The sequence below is a fragment of the Collinsella sp. An307 genome (genome assembly GCF_002161805.1).
Taxonomy (GTDB): Bacteria; Actinomycetota; Coriobacteriia; order Coriobacteriales; family Coriobacteriaceae; genus Coprousia.
This window is the reverse complement of the sequence record NZ_NFIP01000003.1, coordinates 121554-143491: the sequence shown is the minus strand read 5'-3', so window position 1 is coordinate 143491 and position 21938 is coordinate 121554. Positions and strand designations below refer to the sequence as shown.

The 21938-nt window shown below is 64.3% G+C and carries 15 protein-coding genes; 2 read left to right on the top strand and 13 right to left on the bottom strand.

Annotated elements, in window-relative coordinates; all coding sequences use genetic code 11:
* The 9 genes from hisD to hisS form a co-directional block, all read right to left on the bottom strand.
* The gene (hisD, locus tag B5F89_RS03740; protein WP_087430461.1) at positions 1 to 1437 is read right to left on the bottom strand and encodes a histidinol dehydrogenase; all 1437 of its coding nucleotides are present in this window, start codon (positions 1435 to 1437) and stop codon (positions 1 to 3) included.
* Positions 1438 to 1663: 226 nt separating this feature from the next.
* Positions 1664 to 2437 carry an amino acid ABC transporter ATP-binding protein gene (locus B5F89_RS03735; RefSeq protein ID WP_087430460.1) on the bottom strand — a complete coding sequence of 258 codons (774 nt, stop codon included), beginning with the start codon at positions 2435 to 2437 and terminating at the stop codon, positions 1664 to 1666.
* On the bottom strand, positions 2430 to 3716 hold the full coding sequence (locus tag B5F89_RS03730; RefSeq protein ID WP_239286661.1) for an amino acid ABC transporter permease: 1287 nt from the start codon (positions 3714 to 3716) through the stop codon (positions 2430 to 2432). Before B5F89_RS03730 ends, B5F89_RS03735 begins: the two co-directional genes overlap by 8 nt.
* A 156-nt stretch (positions 3717 to 3872) precedes the next feature.
* The gene (locus B5F89_RS03725; protein ID WP_087430458.1) at positions 3873 to 4712 is read right to left on the bottom strand and encodes an ABC transporter substrate-binding protein; all 840 of its coding nucleotides are present in this window, start codon (positions 4710 to 4712) and stop codon (positions 3873 to 3875) included.
* Between the two features lie 511 nt (positions 4713 to 5223).
* The gene (gene aspS / locus B5F89_RS03720; protein WP_087430457.1) at positions 5224 to 7038 is read right to left on the bottom strand and encodes an aspartate--tRNA ligase; all 1815 of its coding nucleotides are present in this window, start codon (positions 7036 to 7038) and stop codon (positions 5224 to 5226) included.
* 210 nt (positions 7039 to 7248) lie between these two features.
* The gene (locus B5F89_RS03715) at positions 7249 to 8067 is read right to left on the bottom strand and encodes an HAD family hydrolase (RefSeq protein ID WP_087430456.1); all 819 of its coding nucleotides are present in this window, start codon (positions 8065 to 8067) and stop codon (positions 7249 to 7251) included.
* 65 nt (positions 8068 to 8132) lie between these two features.
* A complete protein-coding gene (locus B5F89_RS03710; protein ID WP_087430455.1) occupies positions 8133 to 8762 on the bottom strand; it encodes a helix-turn-helix transcriptional regulator in 630 nt (209 codons plus the stop codon).
* Positions 8763 to 9074: 312 nt separating this feature from the next.
* Positions 9075 to 11864, bottom strand: a complete 2790-nt coding sequence (locus tag B5F89_RS03705) for a phosphoenolpyruvate carboxylase (protein ID WP_087430454.1) — start codon at positions 11862 to 11864, stop codon at positions 9075 to 9077.
* Positions 11865 to 12103: 239 nt separating this feature from the next.
* On the bottom strand, positions 12104 to 13417 hold the full coding sequence (gene hisS, locus B5F89_RS03700) for a histidine--tRNA ligase (protein WP_087430453.1): 1314 nt from the start codon (positions 13415 to 13417) through the stop codon (positions 12104 to 12106).
* Between the two features lie 210 nt (positions 13418 to 13627).
* Here hisS and B5F89_RS03695 point away from each other — a divergent pair, with 210 nt between their 5' ends.
* Entirely contained in the window at positions 13628 to 14710 is a 1083-nt protein-coding gene (locus tag B5F89_RS03695) for a beta-eliminating lyase-related protein (RefSeq protein WP_087430549.1), read from the top strand.
* Positions 14711 to 15089: 379 nt separating this feature from the next.
* Here the strand turns inward: B5F89_RS03695 and pyk are convergent, their stop codons facing one another.
* The 4 genes from pyk to B5F89_RS03675 form a co-directional block, all read right to left on the bottom strand.
* Positions 15090 to 16550, bottom strand: coding sequence for a pyruvate kinase (pyk, locus tag B5F89_RS03690; RefSeq protein ID WP_204230567.1), 1461 nt, complete (start codon positions 16548 to 16550; stop codon positions 15090 to 15092).
* Between the two features lie 953 nt (positions 16551 to 17503).
* Entirely contained in the window at positions 17504 to 18352 is an 849-nt protein-coding gene (locus tag B5F89_RS03685; RefSeq protein ID WP_087430451.1) for a class II fructose-bisphosphate aldolase, read from the bottom strand.
* 175 nt (positions 18353 to 18527) lie between these two features.
* Entirely contained in the window at positions 18528 to 19463 is a 936-nt protein-coding gene (locus B5F89_RS03680; RefSeq protein WP_087430450.1) for a hexose kinase, read from the bottom strand.
* A 66-nt stretch (positions 19464 to 19529) separates the two neighbouring features.
* Positions 19530 to 20558, bottom strand: a complete 1029-nt coding sequence (locus B5F89_RS03675; protein ID WP_239286660.1) for a LacI family DNA-binding transcriptional regulator — start codon at positions 20556 to 20558, stop codon at positions 19530 to 19532.
* 272 nt (positions 20559 to 20830) lie between these two features.
* Between B5F89_RS03675 and B5F89_RS03670 the strand changes: the two genes are divergently transcribed.
* Positions 20831 to 21895 carry an aldose epimerase family protein gene (locus tag B5F89_RS03670; RefSeq protein ID WP_087430449.1) on the top strand — a complete coding sequence of 355 codons (1065 nt, stop codon included), beginning with the start codon at positions 20831 to 20833 and terminating at the stop codon, positions 21893 to 21895.
* Positions 21896 to 21938: the final 43 nt, after the last annotated feature.

The following is a 21938-nucleotide window of genomic DNA, read 5'->3' as shown; positions in this document are numbered from 1 at the left end:
CTACTCCTCCCCCACCTGGGCGTTACGGGCGCTGCCGCACGCGCCGTCCGCGACCACCGGGGTGTCGTCGCCCGGCCAAGCGATTGCCGTGAGGTCGGCGCCCTCGAGCGCCTCGGGCGCGACGGCGTCGGCGCCGCACTCGAGCACGCGGCGGCGCAAACCCGCCGAAAGCGCGTGTGCCCACAGGCCCTCGGCCTCGGCCAGACGCTGTGTTGCCGGCGCATCGGCAAGCAGGCCCTCGGGCGTGTAGCAGATAACCGACGACTTCTTTTGGAAGTCCTCGACCGAAAGCGGGCTCGAGAAGCGGGCCGTTCCGCCCGTGGGAAGCGTGTGGTTGGGACCGGCGACATAATCGCCCAAGGGTTCGGAGCTCCAAGCGCCCACAAAGATCGCGCCGGCGTTGCGGATCTTGCCGAGGAGCGCCATGGCATCCGCGCAGTGGAGCTCGAGATGCTCCGGCGCGATGGTGTTCACCGCGGCGACGGCCGCCTCGAGGTCGGCCGCGACGATGATCATGCCCTCGGCGTCGAGCGAGGCGCGCGTAATCTCGGCACGCGGGCTCTGCGCTACCAGCGCATCGATCGCACGCTCGACCGCCCGCGCAAAGGCGGCGTCGCAGGTGACGAGGTAGCAGGCGGCAAGCGGGTCGTGCTCGGCCTGCGCCATGAGGTCTGCTGCCACCACGGCAGGGGCGGCAGAGGCATCCGCCAGCACGCAAACCTCCGAGGGGCCGGCGACCATATCGATGCCCACATCACCCGAGACGAGCTGCTTTGCCGCGGCCACATAGGCGTTGCCGGGGCCGGTGATGACATCGACCGCAGGAACCGTCTCGGTACCGTAGGCGAGTGCCGCGACTGCCTGCGCGCCGCCCACGAGGTAGACCTCGTCTACACCGCCGACCTTTGCCGCAGCAAGCGTATAGGGGGAAATGGCGGGCGCGCCCGGGGCGGCGTCGCGCTGCGGCGGCGTCACCATGACCACGCGCTCCACGCCGGCCACCTTGGCCGGGATGGCGTTCATGAGAACGGTCGAGGGATACTGCGCGCGACCTCCCGGCACGTAGATGCCCGCCGCAGCAACCGGCGTCACCTGGACGCCGAGCAGGGTGCCGTCAGCGCGTGTTGTGAACCAGCTCTGGGTGAGCTCGCGCTCGTGAAACGCGCGGATTTGCGTCGCAGCGCGCTCAAGCGCAGCACGAAACGTGGGGTCGACGTTATCAAGCGCCCGGTCGAGTGCCTCGTCCGGAAGCCGAAGGTTCTCAATCTCCACCCCGTCAAAGGTGCGCGCAAAGTCGCGCAGGGCAGTGTCGCCCTCGGCACGAACGCGCGCCACGATGCCACGGGCCGCCTCGACGATCTCTGCCGGCAACACGCCCTTGCGCGTGAGCTGAGCGGCCTTAAGGCGCTCGCCCGCCGCCAACGTTACCGTCCTCATAACTCCTCCTCGCCGCCCCCAGGGCCGCCATGTCATCCGTAATTTGCAAACACGGGGCGCGCGACCCAGCTGAAGTGCCGCGCACCCCGTATGCGGAGTGTTTACTTTATCATGCTAAAGCGCTTGCCTCAACAAGGGCAGCTCTTGCAACCATCTGCTAACACAGCCGCCCGTCGCGACGGTGCGCTACGCAGGCAGCCTGGCAGCTGCACGCACGAGCGGCCCGCTACGCGGTCACCTCGCCAATAAAGGCGCGCGTGCGCTCGTTTTGGGGATGCTCAAAGACCTGCTCGGGCGTCCCCTCCTCCACAATCACACCGCCTTCCATGAAGATAACGCGGTCGGCCACGTCGCGCGCAAAACCCATCTCGTGCGTGACGACGACCATGGTCATGCCGCCCTGCGCGAGCTCCCGCATGACGTCGAGCACGCCGCGCACAAGCTCCGGGTCGAGCGCGGAGGTCGCCTCGTCAAAGAGCATCACGTGCGGCTCCATCGCGAGCGCTCGCGCGATGGCGACGCGCTGCTGCTGACCTCCCGAGAGCTCGGAGGGGTAATGGTCGGCGCGGTCGGCCAAGCCCACGCGGTCGAGTTGCTCGCGCGCGATGCGCTCCGCGTCTGCCTTGGAGCGCCCGAGAACCTTCATTTGGGCGAGCATGACATTGTGCAGGGCGTCTTTGTGCGGGAACAGGTTGAACTGCTGAAAAACCATCCCCATGTGCTCGCGCACCTTGTTGATGTTGACCTTAGAGCCGGTTATGTCCTGACCCTCGAAGATAATCTGGCCGGCAGTGGGCTCCTCAAGCAGATTCAGGCAGCGCAGAAGGGTCGACTTGCCGGAACCGGAGGGGCCGAGCACCACCACGACCTCGCCCTTGTGAATATCGAGCGAGATGTCCTTCAGGACCTCGACATCGCCAAAACTCTTCTTGAGGTCGCGGATGGAGATGATGACGTCGTCTGCGGGCGCGGTGCAAGCGTCCTGAGTTGCGTTAGGCATGGGCGACCTCCCCCTTCTCGGCGGCGTCCGCTACGGCGCGACGACGGCGACGCCCGCCGTGCACGCGGTCCTCCAGATGACGCGTCACCTTGGAAAGCGGCAGCGTAATGATGAGATAGAACACAGCGGCCACGATGTAGGGCGTGATCGAACCCGTCGAGGCAACGATGGTGCGCGCGTACATCACGAGCTCCATGACGCCCACGGCCGCGAGCAGCGACGTATCCTTGTACAGAACGATGAACTCGCTGGTAAGGTTGGGAATCACGAGGCGGAACATCTGCGGCAGCACCACGTACAGGGTGGTCTGCAGGCTCGTCATGCCGAGCGAACGCGCCGCCTCGGTCTGGCCCTTGCTGATGGAGAGGATGCCTGCACGGTAAATCTCGCACATATACGCGCCCGAGTTCATGCACATGACGGTCACGCCAAGCGGGAAGTTGGGGATGTCAATGCCCGCGAGCGGCAGACCAAAGAACGCCACGTAAATCTGGAGGAAGAGCGGCGTGCCGCGCACCAGGTTCACGTAGGTGGTCGCGATGCCGCGCACGACGGCGATCTTGGACAGGCGCATGAGCGCGAGCAGAAGACCGAGCGGAATCGCCAGCGGGAAGGCAACCGCCACCACGCCGAGCGACATGAAGAAGCCCGTCAGCACCACCGGGAAGCTCGTCACCAAGATGGTGGGGTCAAAGAACAGATGCAGGAAGCGGTTCTCGTTCCACGCCTGCACCCAGGCCTGCTCCTCGAGCCACTGCGAGAGCGCCTCGGGGCCGGAGATACCCTCGACGGAGATGACGGGCACATCGGAAACGGTCTTGAAGTCCGATCCCTTTGTCTGGTAGCTGATACCTACCTGCATGTCGCCGCCGCTCATGGGGAAGTAGACGCCGTAGATGATGATGTTCAGGTGCCCCGCCTCAGAAAGCGCCGGGTCGAAGTGCAGGGTAAGCGAATCCTCGTCGGCGAGCAGGTCGAAGGTAAGCTCGTTGCGCGTCATAAGGTCATCGCCCGTGAGCAGCGTGGCGGCGAGGTCATCGGTCTCGTACTGCGTCCCCTCGGGGATGTGAATCTGCACTTGGGAGACGTCCTCGCCGGCTTCGAGCGCGAGCTCGATCGTGATACGCGACTGCGTGCCGCCCTGGATGGTCGTCTGGTCCTTATCGGAGTTGGGGCGGCCCGTACATTTGACGATCTCCATCGCCTGCGCCGGCGCGGCGGGTGCCGCGAGCGCTAGAAGCGAACCGACCAGGCACGCGAGCATAACCCTCAGTGCCACGCGCACCCTGCGGCGCGGAGCTACCGGATGAGCGTGCGACCGCATCCGAACCTGTGATGTGATGGGATTTCTCACCATGACCTCGCTTAGATACGATGGCGGCCCCTCCCGCACGAGAGGGGCCACGCGATGATCGAGCTTGCTGTTGCTCAGCGCCTAGCCCATGTTGGCCGCGATGAGCGAATCGAGGGTGCCGTCCTCCTGAAGCGTCTCGATGGCACCGTTGATGGCCTCGAGCAGCTCGGGGTTATCCTTGGAAACCGCGATGGCATACTCCTCGCCCGTGGCGGAGGTCAGAATGGTGTGCTGGTCGGTGTATGCGCCAGAGAGCATCTGCTGGACGACCGCGAGGTTGCCGCAAACCGCATCTGCCTGCCCGGCCTGAACGGCGGCAAAGGCGTCGGTGAAGTTGGGGAAGGTCACGATCTTGGCGTTGGGGAAGTTCTCGCCCGCAAAGTCGGCACCGGTGGAGCCGCTCTGAACGGCGATGGTGACCGTGTCGGAGTTGAGCGCCTCGGCGGCGTTCTCCTCGGTAAGCTCGGTGTTGCTGTTCATAACCGCAACGGCCTGGTTATCGATGTAGTACGGCGTGGAGAAGTCGACTTCCTCCTCGCGCTCCGGGGTGACCGAGATGCCGGAGAGACCGGCATCCGCCTGACCGCCCGCAACGATAGCCGGGACGATACCGTCGAAGTCGATGTTGGTGTACTCGCACTCGAGACCGAGCTCCTCGGCGATGGCGCGGCCAAGATCCATGTCGAGACCGACATACTCGCCGTCAACGAGGTTCTCGAACGGCGGGTAATCCGGCGAGGTGGCAAAGGTGATGGTGCCCTCCTCGAGCGTCATGCTGCCGGAGTCTGCCGCAGCGGGAGCCGAACCCGCGCCGGAACCGTCCGCTGCCGGGGCTCCGCCGCAGGCAGCGAGACCGAGCGCGAGGGCGCAGGTGGCGGCAAGCGCAACGGGCGCTTTTAGCATGGTCTTGATGTTTTTCATGATGACTTCCTTCCCTAAAGCGTCAAATCAGACGTCGGTTTTCTTCTCGCGGCTTAGTATGCACCTATTCGTATCTTTTTACAAGTTTATTCATAGTTATGAAATACTATGTCGATATGCCCGAAACACAAGGCTCCTGAACAGGAAAAGTAGGTCAGGAAAAGCTTTTTTGCGCATGCGAGACCATGTCTCCTACCTGCAACTTCTAAGCATTTACGCTGGTAGCTAGGGCTGCGCAAAAAATCGTTTCGTGACCTGTTTTTCTTCGCTGCTCTCTAAAGAGGCATATAAAAGCACAGGAATCAAAATAATGAATACGCGATTGAACTGAAGAGGACATGCTATTTGCCCAATAGCTCTACAGGATGTGCATATTCCTAGCGCTATATTCAAGTTCTATGAATATCAGTTCAGAACCACTCACTCAAAGCGACAAAATAAGGGCAGAACCCGCATTCGCATACACGGACCCTGCCCTATTGGTTTCAGTATGTCTCGGAGGGCGTCACGCCTACATCAGGCGCAGGTCGACCTCCTTGAGCTGCGCCATGGAAACCTCGCTGGGGGCGGCACTCATAAGATCGGAGCCAGAGCTCGTCTTGGGGAACGCCATGACGTCGCGGATGGAATCGCAGCCCGCAAGCAGCATGCACACGCGGTCGAGGCCAAGCGCGAAACCGCCCATCGGGGGTGCACCGAACTCGAGGGCGTCCATGAGGAAACCGAACTGGGCGCGGGCGCGTTCCTCGGTAAAGCCCATGAACTCGAGCATCTTGAGCTGCAGCGCCGAGTCGTGGATACGCATGCCGCCGCCGCCAGCCTCGAAGCCGTCCATGACAAAGTCGTAGGTGCAGCTGCCCATCGCGAGCGGGTTGGTCTCGAGCAGGTCGAGCTCGTCCACATGCGGCAGGGTAAAGGGCTGGTGCTCGGCCTCGTAGCGCTTGGCGTCGTCGTCCCAGTGGAAAAGCGGGAAGTCCACGACCCACAGGAAGTCGTGGCCCTCGCGCGGAACCTCGAGGGCGTCGGCCATGTGCGAGCGCATGCCGCCCAAGATCTCGTCGGAGGCAAGGCGCGGGCCTGCAGCAAACATGACGAGGTCACCCGGCTCCACATCGCAACGGCGACGGAGCTCGGCCATCTCCTCGTCGGAGAAGAACTTGACGATGGGGCTGTTCATCGAGCCGTCCTCACGGAAGGCGATCCACGCCAAACCTTTGGCGCCAAAGGTCTCGGCAACCTTGGCGAGCTTGTCGATCTTGGCGCGTGCCCACGTGCCGGCGCCCTTGGCGTTGAGCGCCTTGACCACGTGGCCCTCCGTGTTGGCAGCGCCGGAGAAAACCTTGAAGGCGGAGTTCTTGAACACGTCGGTGAGGTCCACGAGGTGCATACCGTAGCGCGTATCGGGCTTGTCGGTGCCGTAGGTATCCATGGCGTCCCAGTAGCTCATGCGGCGCAGCGGCGTAGGCATATCGACGCCCACCTTGGCGAAGGCGCTCTTGAGCACGTCCTCAAGCTCGCCCATGACATCGTCCTGGTCGACGAAGGACATCTCGATATCGACCTGGGTGAATTCGGGCTGACGGTCGGCGCGCAAGTCCTCGTCGCGGAAGCACTTGGCAACCTGGTAGTAGCGCTCGACGCCACCCACCATGAGGAGCTGCTTCAGAAGCTGCGGCGACTGCGGCAGCGCGTAGAAGCTGCCCGGCTGCAGGCGCGAAGGCACGATGAAGTCGCGCGCACCCTCGGGCGTGGACTTGAAGAGCGCAGGCGTCTCGACCTCCATGAAGGCACGGTCGTGGAGGGCGCTGCGGATGGCAAAGGTGAAGTCGCTTCGGAGCTGCATGCGCGCCATCATCTCAGGGCGACGGAGATCCAGATAGCGGTAGCGCAGGCGCGTGTCCTCAGCGGTCTCGATGCCGTCCTCGATCTGGAAGGGCGGGGTCTTGGAGCGGCCAAGGACCTCGACGCGGTCGGCCAGTACCTCAATCTCACCGGTGGGGAGCTTGGGGTTCACCGTCTCGGCGTCGCGCGCGATGACCGTGCCGTGCACGAGAATTGGCCACTCGGGACGCATAGTCTCGGCCGTGTGGAAAGCCTCGCCCGCAGCGTGCTCGGGGTCGAAGGTGCACTGCGTCATGCCCGTGCGGTCGCGCAGATCGCAGAAGATGAGGCCGCCGTGGTCACGGCGACGCCACACCCAACCGGTAAGCGTGACCTCCTCGCCGATGTTCTCGGCGCGAAGCTCGCCAGCGGTGCGGGTGTGCAGCGAGTGGATGTCTGCGGGATTGGTATCGGCTTGGCAGCCGGCAACGTGGTTATCTGCCACGGTTTCCTCCTTATGATCTGTGCCGCCCCGTGCCGGTACGGGCGGCTGCGTACAGATGTGCCGGAGCGCGTAGACAGCGCGTCCCAGCACGCGAAGCAAGATACTACCATCTACCGGCCCGACGGGACCGCTCGGACCGCAATCTGACCGCTTTGGAAACAAAAAGGACGGCACTTGGTGGAGTGCCGTCCTTGGTAGAACTATGAGCCGCTACCGCACAAACGGCCACTCGTCTGCCGCCAGCTGCTCAATGGCAGTCGCCACCGCGTCGTCCGCGCAGGCGCCGATGTGCCAGCGCGCCGCCGCGGCAGCCTCGGGCGAGGCGTTGGCAACGGCAACCGCATTCTCCACCACATCGAACATGGTGAGGTCATTGCCCGCGTCACCAAAGACCACCACCTCATTAAGGCCGATGCCCAAATGGTCGCACAGGTGCTTGACCGCTGAGCCCTTGTTCCAACCCGCGGGCATGATGTTGAGGTAACCGGGCAACGGAATATCAAAGTCGAGAGCGGGAGCCGCGCGGTTCAGCTGCGCGCAGAACTCCTCGGTTGTGAGGGCATCGCTCGCCATAAAGGCATTCGCCTTGATGATGGGCTGGTCGGGCAAGGCGCCCACCACGTCGCAAGCCTCCGCGTAGCCGGGCATGCGCTCGGCAAGGTCCGCGCGCTCACCCGCCACGAGCAGAGGGTGCGCCCCGTCGAAACAGATCAGGCCCGCGCGCGGAATATCGCGCAGGGCGGCAAGCGTCTGCTCGAGCGCCTCACGCGGAAGATACTGCGCGCAAATGCGCTCGCCGCCATGGTAGACCTCGAGCCCGTTGGTGGCGATGCACGTTGCAAAGCACGCCGTGTCACCTGCAAAAAACGGAGCAATCTGGGCAAAGCCGCGGCCGCTCGCGGGACCGATGACCAGCCCCGCCTCAAGCGCGGCGTGGAAGGCAGCAAGCGTGCGGTCGGACACGCGCGCGGCGCCACGCGGCATGATGGTGCTGTCGATATCGGAGAGGATGAGCTTGATACGCGGCATAGCGGCCTCCTCGGCTGAGTGAAGTTGAGCCAAGTATAGCCGAGGGCCGCGCCCGCTATGGGCTATCAGCCCAAAAGCGCGTTGGCGATGCTGGCGCCCCAATAGCCCACAAAGGCGCCGACGGCGGCGGCGAGAAGCCCGAGGCCGATGGCGCGAACGACCTTCATCCAGCGCGGAATGAGACGCTCGCGACGGCCCTTCTCGGTATCGCGATCCACCGGCTCGCCGTGCCAATAGGCAAGAATCTCGTCGTAGGTGACGAGGTCGTGGTCGCGCTTGATGCGGTCCACCCACGTCGCGGCGAACATGGCGACGCCCCAGAGCACGAGGGCGAGCACCGCCGTGGGCACGGTCTGCTCAAGCGACCAGTCCCAAACGCTGAGCTGCACGGAAAGCCAAATGAGCGCCGCTACCATAAGCAATATGAAGACAGTCATCACGTAGCTCAGGCGCTTCATGGTTTGAACGTCGCGGTCGATAGTCTCGGTCATGGTGTCCACGTCTCCTTTGATGAGGGAGTCCACAGTCACATCGAAGATCTCGGAGAGCAGAAGCAGGCTCTGGACGTCGGGGTAGGTCTTGCCGTTCTCCCACGAGCTGATCGTCTGGCGGCTCACGTACACGCGCGCCGCGAGGTCGTCCTGCGACATCGCACGCCCCGCACGGAGCTCGCGTATACGTGTCCCGATTTCCATTTTCTGCCTCCCTTCGGCCTTCAGTGCGATCCTTACGGCCACGACCATGCCACGTCGCATCGCATCGTACCATCAAAGGGTCCCGACAAACGCGCCCGCGCCGCCCAAATCAACCGTCAAGAGTTCTTTACACGCCGTCTACCTGCAGCGATAAGCTAATGCGCATCTCCTCAACCGCCTTGCGCACAGCTGTAAACGCAGGATGTCCCGAAGCGGAAGGCCCCTGTGCTCAGCGCGATTTCACGCAGTGCATGAGCGCTGGGGACAGGGCCTTCCGTTCCGGGGCATCCGGTGGGAGTTTACGGGTGTGCCTTACCCCGTGTTCTGAAGACCCGCGGAGACGCCGGTCACGGTCGAGAGGATGAGCGCCAGGTACTCGGCCTTGGCCTCGGCAGAGAGCTCTTCTTGGTTCTCGCGGACCACGCGGAGCGCCCGCACCTGCGCAAGCGAGAGCGCGTCCACGTAGGGGTTGCGCACGCGGACGGCGCGGCCGAGCACGCGACGGTGCTCGAGCGGCCACTCGTCACCTACGATCTTCAAGACCCACGAACGGGTGAGCTGCATCTCGCGGTAGACGGTCTCGGCCAGATCGCGCCGGTCGCCGAGGGCGAGGTACATCTTGGCGATGCGGCCGTCGGTCTTGGCGATCGACATCTCGATGTTGTCGATAAACGTCGCAAAAAGCGGCCACTCGGCATAGGCGCGGCGCAGAAGGTCGATATCGCCCAGGGCCTCGCAGGCGGACCCTAAGCCGTACCACGCGGCAAGGTTGATGCGCGCCTGGCTCCATGAGAAGACCCAGGGAATCGTGCGCAGGTCGTCGAGCGACTGCGCGCCGAGGCCGCGCTTGGCCGGACGGCTGCCGATGGGTAGCAAGCCCACCTCGGTAAGCGGCGTCACGGTCGAGAACCACGGTGCGAAGTCGGGGGTATGGAGCAAGCTCAGGAATGCCTCGTGAGACGCGTCCGAGAGACGAGCCGCCATATCGGCATAGCGCTCCGTTGCCTCGGTGTTGCGACGCTCCACCGAAGGCGCCGAATTGAGCAGGGTCGCCGCAGCAACGCTCTCGATATGGCGCATGGCGAGCGCCTGGTTGCCGTAACGGGCGAAGATGACCTCGCCCTGCTCGGTTACCTTGAAGAAGCAATTGACCGAGCCCGCGGGCTGCGCGAGCACCGCCTTGTTGGCGGGACCGCCGCCGCGACCCACGGCGCCGCCACGGCCGTGCATGAGCACGAGGTCGATGTCGTGCGCGTCCGCCCACGCGGCGAGGCGCTGCTGCGCGGAGTGCAGGGCGAGCGTCGCGGTGGTGGGGCCGGCGTCCTTGGAGGAGTCGGAGTAGCCGAGCATGACCTCGAGCTTGCGGCCAGTCTTCTCCAGGCGCTTCTGCACGGGCGGCAGGGCGATCATCTCGTCCAGCACGTCGATACAGCCCTCGAGGTCCTCCAGCTGCTCAAAGAGCGGGATCACGTCGAGCTCGGGCACGTCCTCGGCATGCGCGAACGCGAGGTTGGCGAGCTCGTACACATCGGCCACGTTCTGGGCGCACTTGGTGAACGAGATGATGTAGCGGCGCGCCATCTTCTGGCCGTAGCGGCGCTGGATCGAGCCGATGGCGCGGAAGGTGTCGAGCACCTCGCGCGTCATGGGGTCGAGCTGGCCGTGCTCGCCGTGCAGGCCGTGCTCGCGGATATCGGCAAGCGCGCGGGTGTGCACGACGGAGTGCTGACGGAACTCCATCTCCACCATGTGGAAGCCAAAGCTCTCCACCTGCCAGATGAGCGTCTGCACGGGGCCGTACGCGGCGCGCGTGGCGCCCGCGGCGACAAGTGAGCGCTGCACCACGCGCAGGTCGGCGAGGAAATCCTCGGCCGAGCGGTACATGGTGTCCGCGTTGCGGCGCACCGTCGCGTCGAGGCGCGACGCCATGACGAGCATCACGGCGCGGTGCGGCTCGGACTCCGAGATCTCGCGCGCGCGGCTCGTGAGCACCTCGCTCATCTCTACCTGGTGATTCCAGAGGTTGAGCAGCTCCTCGGAGGGCTTGGTGTAGGCCGCCTCGAGCGTGAGGTTGCGTCCCACGCGGCGGCACTTGTCGGCGAGCTTCTTGACCATATGGGTCGAGAACTTGGCAGCCACCTCGCGCGAGACCTTGGCGGTGACATTGGGGTTGCCGTCGCGGTCCGAGCCGATCCAGCTGCCGGGGTGGAAAAACGCCGGGCACACAGGCTCTACGCTGCCGGCAAGGTCGCCCATGACCCAGTCGTCAAAACGACGGTAGACGAGCGGCACAATGTCAAAAAGCGTGTGGTCGAAGATGTCGATGATGGTGTCGGCTTCCTCAACGGGCGTGGGCTTCTTCTGCGCCGTGGGGCTCGTGCGCACCAGCGCGTCGATCTCCTGCAGCATGTGGCGCTCGTTCTCGATGAGCGCCGAGCCGCCCAGACGCGGATGCTCGTCAAGAAGCTCCGCGATACGGCGGATCTTGCCCTCGACGGCCTTGCGGCGCGCCTCGGTGGGATGCGCGGTGAACACGGGATGGAACTCGAGCTTGCGCAGAAGGGCGTTTGCCTGCTCGGGGCCGACCTCCTCAAGCAGCTGGTGGTAGGCAACCGTGAGCTCGTTGGAGGGGTCGATGACCGAGTTGATGTCGACCGCCTGCTCGCGCTCGCGCAGCTTGCTCACGCGGTAGTTCTCCTCGGTGAGGTTCGCGAGGTGGAAAAACGTCGTGAAGGCGCGGATCACCACCTGCGCCTGGTCGTGCGGGAGCTCGTCGATGAGCTCGACCGCGTGACGGAACGCCGCCGCACCGGGCGCATCGGAGGTAGGCACGCCCTCGTCATCGACCGGCTCGTCGGCGGCGTCGGTACCGGGGTTCCCCTCGTTTGCGTGGATTACGCTGTTAAGCAGCTTGTCGAAAAGCTCGCAGATAGCGGGGTCGTACTCCTGGAGCACGCGGCGCTCGAGGCGCAAAAACAGTGCCAGGTTGTCGCGCAGGCTCTGCGGGATGTCGATCTCGGTATAGGCCTCGATGGCGGAATCGGTGTCGATGGCACCGAGCTGGTGGGCGCTCGCCCACGCCTGCCTCGGGCTGCTCGTCATGGCGGATGATGCGGTCACGTTGCCTCCCTACGTGTGCAGTCAACGGACTTCATTATAGGCACGCCGTCTCGTGTGTAACGAACGCGTTACCAAAGCAAGCCTATCTTCGCAAGAAAAACTATGCGGACGGGCCGTCTGCATCGGTCGACGGTCCGTCCGCATGGGTACGTGGACAGCTGGATGTTGTGGGTGGCGAGGGTACTCCTCGTGGGCGTTGCCGCTACAGGCGGGCGTTGCTGTTACAGGCGGGTGCGCACGGCCTCGGCAAGCGCGTCGAGCTCGACGAGCTCCTCCTCGTGCGAGCGCATATCGCGCAGGCGCACACGACCCTCGGCAAGCTCGTCTCCACCCACCACAACGATGAGCGCGGCACCCAGTTTGTCGGCCTGCTTGAACTGGCTCTTGAGCGAGCGTCCCTGGTAGTTGGCCTCGGTAACGATGCCCGCGGCGCGCAGAGTGCAGCAAACCGTGAACGCGGCGGCACGCATCTCGTCACCGGCGTTGGCAACGTACACGCACGTCTCCTCATCCTGACCGAGTTCGACACCTTGGGCTTCGAGCGCAAGCATGATACGCTCAAAACCAACGGCAAAGCCTACACCGGGGGTGGGCTTTCCGCCCTCGAGCTCCACGAGGCCGTCGTAGCGCCCGCCGCCACCGATGGAGCCCACGCCGGCGCCCGGCGCCTCCACCTCAAAGACGGTGCGCGTGTAGTAATCGAGGCCGCGCACGAGCGTCGGGTCCTCTACGTAGGCGATGCCCGCCTCGTCGAGGTAGCGCTTCACCTGGGCGTAGTGCTCACGACATTCGTCGCACAGGCAGTCGCGCATGAGTGGGGCGGCCTGCATGATCTCGCGGCAATGGTCGTTCTTGCAGTCGAAGGCGCGCAGGGGATTCAGCTCGGCGCGCTCACGGCACTCGTCGCACATCTCGTCCGCATGGTCCAGAATGAAGCTGCGCACCTGCTCGCGATAGGCGGGGCGGCACGCGGGGTCGCCCATGGAGTTAATAAGCAGGCGCAGCTTAGAGAGGTCAAAGCCAAGGCGCTTGTAGAACTCCATCAGCATGATGATGCACTCGGCGTCCGCTGCGGGATCTGCCGCGCCCAGCCACTCGATACCCACCTGATGGAACTGGCGCAGGCGGCCCTTCTGCGGACGCTCGCCGCGGAACATCGCCTCGGCATACCAGCCCTTGAACGGCGTGCCGCCCTGCGGAACCAGGTTGTTCTCTACAACAGCGCGAACCACGCCGGCCGTACCCTCGGGACGAAGCGCCAGGCGCTGCTTGGCCTTGAGCTTAGCGTCGGTGCCCTCCTCGAGCACGCGCGCAAAGTTCGCGCCGGAGAACACGCGGAACATCTCCTTGCGCACAACGTCGGTGGACTGGCCGATACCGTGCACAAACACGTCGAGCTGCTCGATGGCCGGCGTCTCGATTGCCGAGAACCCATACGGGCCAAACACCTCGCCCGCCACCTGCTGCATCTTTTGCCACGCGCGCATCTCGCGCCCGATCAGGTCCCTCGTGCCCTCGGCTTTTTGTGCCTGCATGGTTTCCTCCGTATCGCCGCGGCAACGGTGCCGCTGCATCTGCCCTGACAACCGCGGGCGCTCAGCATGCGCGGCGCGGTCGTTCTCGCCCGTATTCGGCCCACCATTATACGAGAAGCCCCGCCCGTGCGCAGAAGTGCGACAATAGGCTCGCAAACAATGCTCGCAACACGCCGCGCGCAGGTGCGCGGGCACATTTTGGAGGCCACTATGCACCAGTTCCGCAACGACTACAGCGAGGGAGCCGCGCCCGCGATTCTCGACGCTCTTGTTCGCACCAACGCCGAGCAATGCCCGGGATACGGCGAGGACGCCCACTGCGCCCGCGCGGCGGAGCTCATCCGCGCCGAGGTTGGGCAACCGGACGCCCACGTGTCCTTTGTCCCCGGCGGCACCTCGGCAAATATCCTCGCCATCACTGCGCTTACCGAGGAGTTTGAGGGGCCGCTCTGCGCGGCCGATGCGCACCCCACCATCCACGAGACGGGCGCCATCGAGGCCCACGGCCGCCGGCTTCTTGCCACGCATGATCCCCTGGGACGCCTGACGCCCGAGGGCATGAACCCGCTCTGGGAGGCGGCCGTCGCAAACGGGGCGGCAACGACGCGCCCGGGGATGCTCTATTTCTCGCACACGAGCGAGCTCGGCTACGTCTACACGCGCGCTGAGTTCGACGCCCTTTGCGATTGGGCAGAGGAGCGCGACTTTGCTGTCTACGTCGACGGCGCCCGCATGGCGAGCGGCATCATGGCAGCAGGCGGCGACCTTACCATCCAGCACATTGCCGAGCGCGCGGACATCTTCACACTGGGCGGCACCAAGAATGGCATGCTCTTTGGCGAGGCTCTTGTGGTGAGCCCGCGCACCGCACGCGGCCGCCGCGCCATCGAGCGCCTCCCCTACCTCACCAAACGCGCCGGCCAGCTCTCCGCCAAGGGCCGCGTCATGGGCGTGATGTACGAGGCGGCCTTCGATCCGGCCGGCGCAGATGATACCGGCAGGGTTCTTTACTGGCAGCTCGCCGCGCACGCCAACACGCTCGCTTGCCGACTTGCCACGGGGCTTGTCGATGCCGGGTATGAACCCGTTCTTTCAACTACGGGCAACCAGCAGTTCTTCTGGGTTACCCCCGAGGAGGGCGCGCGCTTGTCCGAAGCCCTTGGAGCCGAGCTGCAGGTGCAGCCCGACCCCGCGGGAGCGGGACGCGTTGTCGCTCGCTTTGTGACGAGTTGGGCCACCGAAGAGGCCGACGTGGACGAGGCCGTCGCGTTCGCTCGCACGCTGCGGGCCTAGCGCTAAGCCCGCCGGGGCAATCCTGCCGGGGCAAACCCGACTTGTCTTGCCGCCCGCTTAGACGAACCGGAACTCTCGCCCAGCCGCCCCCTTCACCTGTTTTCACCAAAACCGTGTTTACCAGCTCTCCAGAGCTCTGGGCAGCTGGTAAACACGGTTTTGATGAATTAGCCCCCTCACGCAGCCACGTTAACCAGCTCAAATCGTCCGTAATTCGAACCACGACGCCTGCCCGGCAAAACGTAGCCCAAGCTCACCACAAAAGTAGCGTCTCGCGACACGCAGCAAAAAGCGGCGCCGCCCTGGTTGTTGAGGCGGCGCCGCTTCAGCCGGCATAGTGCCGGCGGCTCGTTATCTAGAGCTGCGAGGGTGTTACACGCTACATGACCTGCGAGACGTAGACCACGTTGGTGGAGACCTCGCTGTCGCGCAGCTTCACGGGAATGGCCGGGTCGCCGGCGGTAACCACCACGAGGTCGTCCTGCTTGACGATGCCCGTCATCTTGGCCTCGACCACAGCGTTGTCCACCACGTAGGCGATGCTGCCCACCGAGCGGCCGGAGAGGATGGGCTCGACGCCCCAATAGATCGTCATCTTGCGGACAGCCCACTCGTTGGGCGTCACGGCCTGGATGGGAAGCACCGGGCGGAAGTTGGAGACCAGACGTGCCGAGCGACCGGAGTTGGTGGGCGTGAGGATGGCCTTGGCACCCACGTTGAAGGCGGTGGTCACTGCAGAGAGGCCCACGGCGGCGTTGACCTTGTTGCGGCCGGGCTCGAGCGCCTCAAAGTCGAGCGGCTTATGCTCGGGCATGGTGGCCTCGGCGATGAGCGCGACGTTGGCCATCATCTTCACGGCCTCGACCGGGTACTTGCCGGCCGCGGTCTCGCCGGAGAGCATCGTGGCGTCGGTGCCGTCGCTAATCGCGTTGGCGACGTCGGTGACCTCGGCGCGCGTCGGGCGCGGGTTGCGGATCATGGAGTCGAGCATCTGCGTGGCGGTGATGACCGGCTTGCACGCGGCGTTGCACTTGGAGATGATCTCCTTCTGGATGACCGGGCAGACCTCAGGCGCAACCTCGACACCCAAGTCGCCGCGGGCGACCATGATGCCGTCGGAGACCTTGAGGATGTCATCGAAGTGATAGACCGCGAGCGCGCACTCAATCTTGGGAATGATGCTCACGTGCTCGCCGCCGTTCTCGTCGCAGAGGTGGCGGATCTCCTTGACGCCCTCGGCATCGCGCACAAACGAAGCGGCGATGAAGTCGATGCCCTCGGAGAGGCCGAAGAGGATGTCGGCACGGTCCTGCTCGGTGATGGTGGGAAGCGACAGCTTGGCGTTGGGGACGTTGACGCCCTTCTTCTCGCCCAGCTCGCCACCGTTCTGCACGGTGCAGCGGATATCCTGACCGTCGATCGAGTCGACGGTGAGGCCGATGAGGCCGTCGTCAATGAGGATGGTGCCGCCCACGCCGACCTCGCGCGGCAGCTCGAGGTGATCGAGGTAGAAGTGCTCGGCAGTGCCCTCAAGCTCCTCGGAGGTCTCAGCGGCGGTAACCGTGACCTGCGAGCCCTCGGCGAGGGTGACCTTGGCGTGGTCCTTCAAGAAGCCGGTGCGGATCTCGGGGCCCTTGGTGTCGAGTAGGATGCCGACGGGGATGCCGAGCTCGCGGGAGATGCGCTTGACGCGCTCCATGCGCTCGTGATGCTCCTCGTGGCTGCCATGGCTAAAATTAAAGCGGGCGACATTCATGCCCGCCTTGATCATCTCGCGCAAAATGTTCTCGTCATCGCATGCCGGACCCATGGTGCATACGATCTTGGTGCGCTTGTTCATGCATCCTCCCAATCAAACGGAGTGTCATACCTTATACCAGTGTACCGAGTTAACGCCCCTCGCGGGGCGTCAACTTTTACAATTTGAGCTTCAGCACAAGGGTTTACATCGGTGATACGCTGCGCTTACACGCACGAAGCAATAATATGCTTGATTTCGCCATCATTTCTCCCCGATCGCGGCACTGCCAAAACCTGCCCATCAGCGCGACGCGCGCTCAAAGGGACAGGCGGTGCATACATCCGCCCTTCTCACCAAAGCGAACATAAAACTGAGCCCCAGGCTTCTCGTTGCGAGATTTCCGGCAATGCTCTTCGTGATACGCCGCGATCTGGAATATAGCCCTCATCCCTCGCCGTTTTCACCGTATAACCGCGCGCGAAGGGACATCCTCGCGCAACTTTCAAGAACCGGCACAAGTTCAAGCCTCGTCTGTGCATCAAATAACAAACAAGCCGAGTAGCTAAGCTTCAAACACAGCAAATCCCCTGTTGATCACCGTCTTCCTACGACCTCTACGCCACGTTTCCAGAATTTGATGCACAGAACTGGCTTGAACCTCTCCCCAGCACCGGCAGAGGGAGCGAACCCGTTCCGTGTGCACCAACGCGGTCCTACAAGCCCGCTCTGCTCCAGCTACCCTTGAAGCCTCGCCTGCGTGGCCGAGCGCGACCACCATGCGTTCCGCCAGCTCGTTCGAGGACAGCCGGTTCGTGCGAGCATTCGACGGCACCGTCCATGAGCTGCTATGTGCACAACCTGCGCAATCAGTATGCGGAACCGGTGGGCGGCAAACAAGAAAGGCCGGGCAAAACCACACCGGCAACAGCATGGTTTTGCCCGGCCGCCTTTTGGTGCCAGGAATATGCACAGGGCCGTCCCCCTCGCCGTTTCGGGCACCTCAATGGACCCACCGGCGCTCATGGGTACAACGCCCTCGGAGACACGCAGTGTTACGCGCGACCCACCGAACCGAGGTTCTCCATGCGGATCTTCACGATCTTGGTAATCTCGGCCATGCCCGCCTGGCCCGGCTTCTTGGGGTCGAAGCAGGTGGGGTTCTCGGCCATGTAGGCCATGAAGCCCTTCGTAAAGGCCTGGCGGAGCTCGGTGGCGTAATTGACCTTGCAGATGCCGTTCTTGACGGCCTCGGCGACCTGCTCATCGGGCACACCGGAGGTGCCGTGCAGAACGAGCGGCACGTCCACCGCGGCGCGAATTGCCTTCACGACGTTCTGCTCGATGTGCGGCTCGGCGGTGTAGACGCCGTGCGAGGTGCCCACGCCAATGGCGAGCGAGGTGCAGCCGGTGCGCTCGACAAACTCGCGAGCCTCGTCCGGGTCGGTGTAGGGGCTCTCACCCTCGACCTCGACGTCGTCCTCCTTGCCGCCGACCTTGCCGAGCTCGGCCTCAACGGGCACGCCCATGGCGGCACCGGCATCGGCAACGAGCTTGGTGAGGGCGATGTTGTCCTCAAAAGTCTCGTGGGAGCCGTCGATCATGACGGAGGTGTAGCCGGTGCGCAGGGCCTTCATGCAGCGGTCGTAACCGTCGCCGTGGTCGAGGTGAAGCGCCACGGGCACCGAGGTGCGCTCAGCGGCGGCCTTGACCATGCCGTAGAAGTAATCGAGGCCGGTCATCTTGATCGTGCCCGAGGTGGTCTGCATGATGACGGGGGACTTGGTCTCCTCGGCAGCAGCGAGGACCGCCATAACAAACTCGAGGTTCTCAACGTTGAAAGCACCCACAGCGTAGTGGTTCTTCTGCGCGTCGAGCAGCATCTCCTTGGTGGTAACGAGCATCTTGCCCATCCTTTCGTAACGCCCCGCGTGTACGATCGCGGGTATTCGCCTGCCTCTATTCTAGGCAACAGAGCACCGTGTAACTGGCTCAAATTGGTAGTACCAGCTGGATACGCTGCTAAACGTCTTGGCGAGGGGCCGGCTGACGACGCTGCCGCCCCGCCCGTGTGTGCGCTTAGAGCTCGTTGACCTGAATAGCGTTGTACACCTCGTCCCAGCGGTCGATTACCAGGTGGCCCGTCTGGGGGTCCATGGCATTGAGCTTGCCGCATGCGTTGCCGCAGCGCAGCACCGTATCATCGTCGGCGTTGCGCGCGATGGCGTGGGCAAAGCCGGCGATGGTGGAATCGCCCGAGCCGGTAGCGTTCACGGCGGGGATGTTGGGCATAATCACGCGGTAGCCGCGGCCCTCATGGAACGCAACCGCGCCAGCGCCGCCCATGGTCACCACGACCCAGGGGATGGACGCAAAGCGCGTGTCGGCCTCGAGCGCGGTCTTGAGCGCCGGCAGGTCGTCGGGCGTGAAGCTCGTGCCCAAAAGCCCGTTAATCTCGGTGAGGTTGGGCTTGATGAGGGTGGGCTTGACCTCGGCGTTGAGCGCGGCGTCGAGTGCGGCGCCCGAGGTGTCCAGAAGCACCGGACGGCCAGCGGCGGCCGCCGTGGCAACCATGCCCGCGTACGTGTCTGCGGCGACGCCCTTGGGCAGGCTGCCGGAGATGGTCACGCAGTCGGCCTGCTCGACCAGCTCGGCATAGTTGGCGAGAAACGCCTCGAGCTCCTCGGCCGAGACCTCGGGGCCACTCTCGAGCAGCTCGGTCTGGTTGCCGTCATGGAGGATGGCGACGCAGGTGCGGCTCTCGCCCGCGATGGGAGTAAAGCGGTGCGAAATGTTATCGGCGTCCATCAGGCTGCCGAGGTACGCGCCCGCGTGTCCACCGAGGAGGCCCGTCGCAAGCACGTCGTCGCCCAGCTGGACGAGCACGCGGCTGACGTTTAGGCCCTTGCCGCCCGCGGTCTTTTTGGGCACAACGCGGTTCACGTCGTCGATGATGAGGTGGTCGAGCTGATACGCCGTATCAATCGACGGGTTCATGGTAACGGTCAGGATCATGGCTGCTCCTCGATGGGTCGAATTCCGTTCCTCAAATTGTACCGCGCCATGCGGACAAGGGCAGCATCAGCGCAAATCCGCCACTGACGCGCGCGTGACGAGCGTTCCGGGAATACGCACCGTTGCGGGCTCCGTGCTCTGGGCGAGCACACCCACCGCGTGCTCGAACACGGCTCGGCCACGCTCCTCGAGGTTCAGGCGGACCGTCGTGAGCATGTTGTGCGGCACGACGCCCTCGAGCGAGTCATCGATACCGATGACGCTCAGGTCCTCAGGCACGCGCACGCCCCGTTCGCGCAGGGCGAGCATGGCGCCGTAGGCCATCTGATCGTTTGCGGCAAACAGCGCCGTCGCCGAGCGGTCCTCGGCTAAGCGGCACCCGAGCTCATACCCATCGTCTGCCGACCAATCCCCACAACAAGGGTCCACAACGGGAAGACCATGCCGCTCGAGCATATCGCGCCATGCGCGCTCGCGCTGCTCAGCCGGGACCGAGTCGACCGGACCTGCAATGTGACGAATCTGGCGGTGCCCATGCACGATGAGGTGTTCGACCGCCATGACGGCCGCCCCGTAATGATCGGAGTCAACGGTGGTGCAGCGCGGATGCGGCAGTGCACCCACGATGACCGTCTTGAGGCCGGGCAGCGGCACGAACTCGTCGAAGTCCGCGGTCTTCTGACTCATGTTGATGACGATGCCGTCCACGGGAAGCGCCGCCATCTGACGTGACTCGCGTGTAAGCGAACGCTCGGCGGCATTCGGCTGGTCGGCGAGCGTCACTGCGTAGCCGCGCTCGGCAGCAGCCGCCATGAGGCCGTTGAGCGTAGCAAGGTTTCCGGCGTACATGAGGTCGGGCATAAAGAGGCCCACCGCCCGGTACGAGCCGCCGCGGAGCGACCGGCCCGCGTAGTTGGGGCGAAAGCCCAGCTCCTCCATAGCGGCAAGCACCCGCTCGCGCGTTGCCGCCTTGACGTTTGCCTGATCGTTCACCACGCGCGACACCGTCTGCTGGGAGACACCGGCGACGCGCGCCACGTCCGCCATGGAAACCGAATGGGGCGCATCTGCCGCCCGCGAGCCGTGAGGTCGCATGCTCCTCCCTCTTGCCGTCTATTCGCTCATCTGCAAAACGCCGTAATCGCACCCTTACGCATACGTTAACAACACATTCCATCATAGCGAAGCCGGCGCCTGTCCGGTATGGCCTCAATCGCACGCGTACCGACGTCCGCTCGCCGGTCCAAATCTACCGTCTGCGGATGCGCCCTAACACCTCATAACCCGATTACCTGCAAAGTGTTAACGTACTCATAAACACAATGGCAGTCTTTTGTCGCTCCAACACATCTTGGGAGGCCTCCTAGATGATTACCATCAACTCGTTCGGTACCGCTCCGGACGGAACGCCCGCGCACGTCTACACGCTTGCGAACGGGCCCGTCACGGTGCGTCTGTCTGACTTTGGCGCGACGATCCTTGGTATCGACGCCCCTGACGCTGCCGGCAACAATGCAGACATTGTGCTGGGCTTTGCCGGCATCGGCGGCTACGCGGGCACGAATGCCGCCTGCTACGGCGCGACCATTGGACCCGTTGCCAACCGCACGTGCGGCGCCGAGGTGACGATAGCGGGCACCTCGTGGCACCTTGCCGCCAACGAGGGCGAGAACAACCTGCATAGCGACCTTGAGCATGGCCTCCATAAGCGCATGTGGGCGGCCGTCGTGGACGAGGGCGCCTGCCGTGTGACCTTTACGTGCCATCTCACGCACGGCGAACTCGGCCTCCCCGGCGAGCGCACGTTCACGGCGACCTACGAGCTTGCATCGGACGGCACGCTCACCCTCACCTACCGCTGCGAGACCGACCAGCCCACCTTTGTCAACATGACGAACCACACCTACTTCAACCTCGCAGGCCACGCCTCGGGCGACGTTCGCGCCCAGGAGGCGACCGTGCACGCCAGCCGCTACCTCCCCGTGCGCGAGGACTCCGTGTCCGAGGGGATTATCGAGAGCGTCCTCGGCACGCCCTTTGACCTGCGCTCTGGCGCAGCGCTGGGCACCGGCGTCGACGCCCAGAACAACGTGCAGATCGCCCGCGGCCGCGGCTACGACCATTGCTTCTGCATCGACGGCTTTGAACTTGATGCCGCACCGCGCCCCGCACTCGAGGTGCACGACCCGGCGAGTGGCCGCAGCCTCGCCATCGCCATCACTCAACCGGGAGCGCACCTCTACACGGGCAACTGGCTCGACGACGGCGCTAACCTTGCCAAGGGCGGCGCCACCTACAGCCCGCAAGCCGGCTTTGCCTTTGAGCCCGAGTACTACCCAGACGGCATGCACCACGCCGACTGGCCGCAGCCCGTCTGCACGCCCAACCATCCCTATGAGGAGACCATCGTCTACCGTTTTGGCACCTGCTAGGCGCCGCATCCATCTGTCACGCAAGCGGCCCCTCAGGGCCCCG

What these genes read in the sequence shown, in the direction of transcription:
- hisD (WP_087430461.1), bottom strand. Translation starts at nt 1,437, where the DNA reads ATGAGGACGGTAACGTTGGCGGCGGGCGAGCGCCTTAAGGCCGCTCAG.
- B5F89_RS03735 (WP_087430460.1), bottom strand. Translation starts at nt 2,437, where the DNA reads ATGCCTAACGCAACTCAGGACGCTTGCACCGCGCCCGCAGACGACGTC.
- B5F89_RS03725 (WP_087430458.1), bottom strand. Translation starts at nt 4,712, where the DNA reads ATGAAAAACATCAAGACCATGCTAAAAGCGCCCGTTGCGCTTGCCGCC.
- B5F89_RS03715 (WP_087430456.1), bottom strand. Translation starts at nt 8,067, where the DNA reads ATGCCGCGTATCAAGCTCATCCTCTCCGATATCGACAGCACCATCATG.
- B5F89_RS03710 (WP_087430455.1), bottom strand. Translation starts at nt 8,762, where the DNA reads ATGGAAATCGGGACACGTATACGCGAGCTCCGTGCGGGGCGTGCGATG.
- B5F89_RS03705 (WP_087430454.1), bottom strand. Translation starts at nt 11,864, where the DNA reads ATGACGAGCAGCCCGAGGCAGGCGTGGGCGAGCGCCCACCAGCTCGGT.
- hisS (WP_087430453.1), bottom strand. Translation starts at nt 13,417, where the DNA reads ATGCAGGCACAAAAAGCCGAGGGCACGAGGGACCTGATCGGGCGCGAG.
- B5F89_RS03695 (WP_087430549.1), top strand. Translation starts at nt 13,628, where the DNA reads ATGCACCAGTTCCGCAACGACTACAGCGAGGGAGCCGCGCCCGCGATT.
- pyk (WP_204230567.1), bottom strand. Translation starts at nt 16,550, where the DNA reads ATGAACAAGCGCACCAAGATCGTATGCACCATGGGTCCGGCATGCGAT.
- B5F89_RS03685 (WP_087430451.1), bottom strand. Translation starts at nt 18,352, where the DNA reads ATGCTCGTTACCACCAAGGAGATGCTGCTCGACGCGCAGAAGAACCAC.
- B5F89_RS03680 (WP_087430450.1), bottom strand. Translation starts at nt 19,463, where the DNA reads ATGATCCTGACCGTTACCATGAACCCGTCGATTGATACGGCGTATCAG.
- B5F89_RS03675 (WP_239286660.1), bottom strand. Translation starts at nt 20,558, where the DNA reads ATGCGACCTCACGGCTCGCGGGCGGCAGATGCGCCCCATTCGGTTTCC.
- B5F89_RS03670 (WP_087430449.1), top strand. Translation starts at nt 20,831, where the DNA reads ATGATTACCATCAACTCGTTCGGTACCGCTCCGGACGGAACGCCCGCG.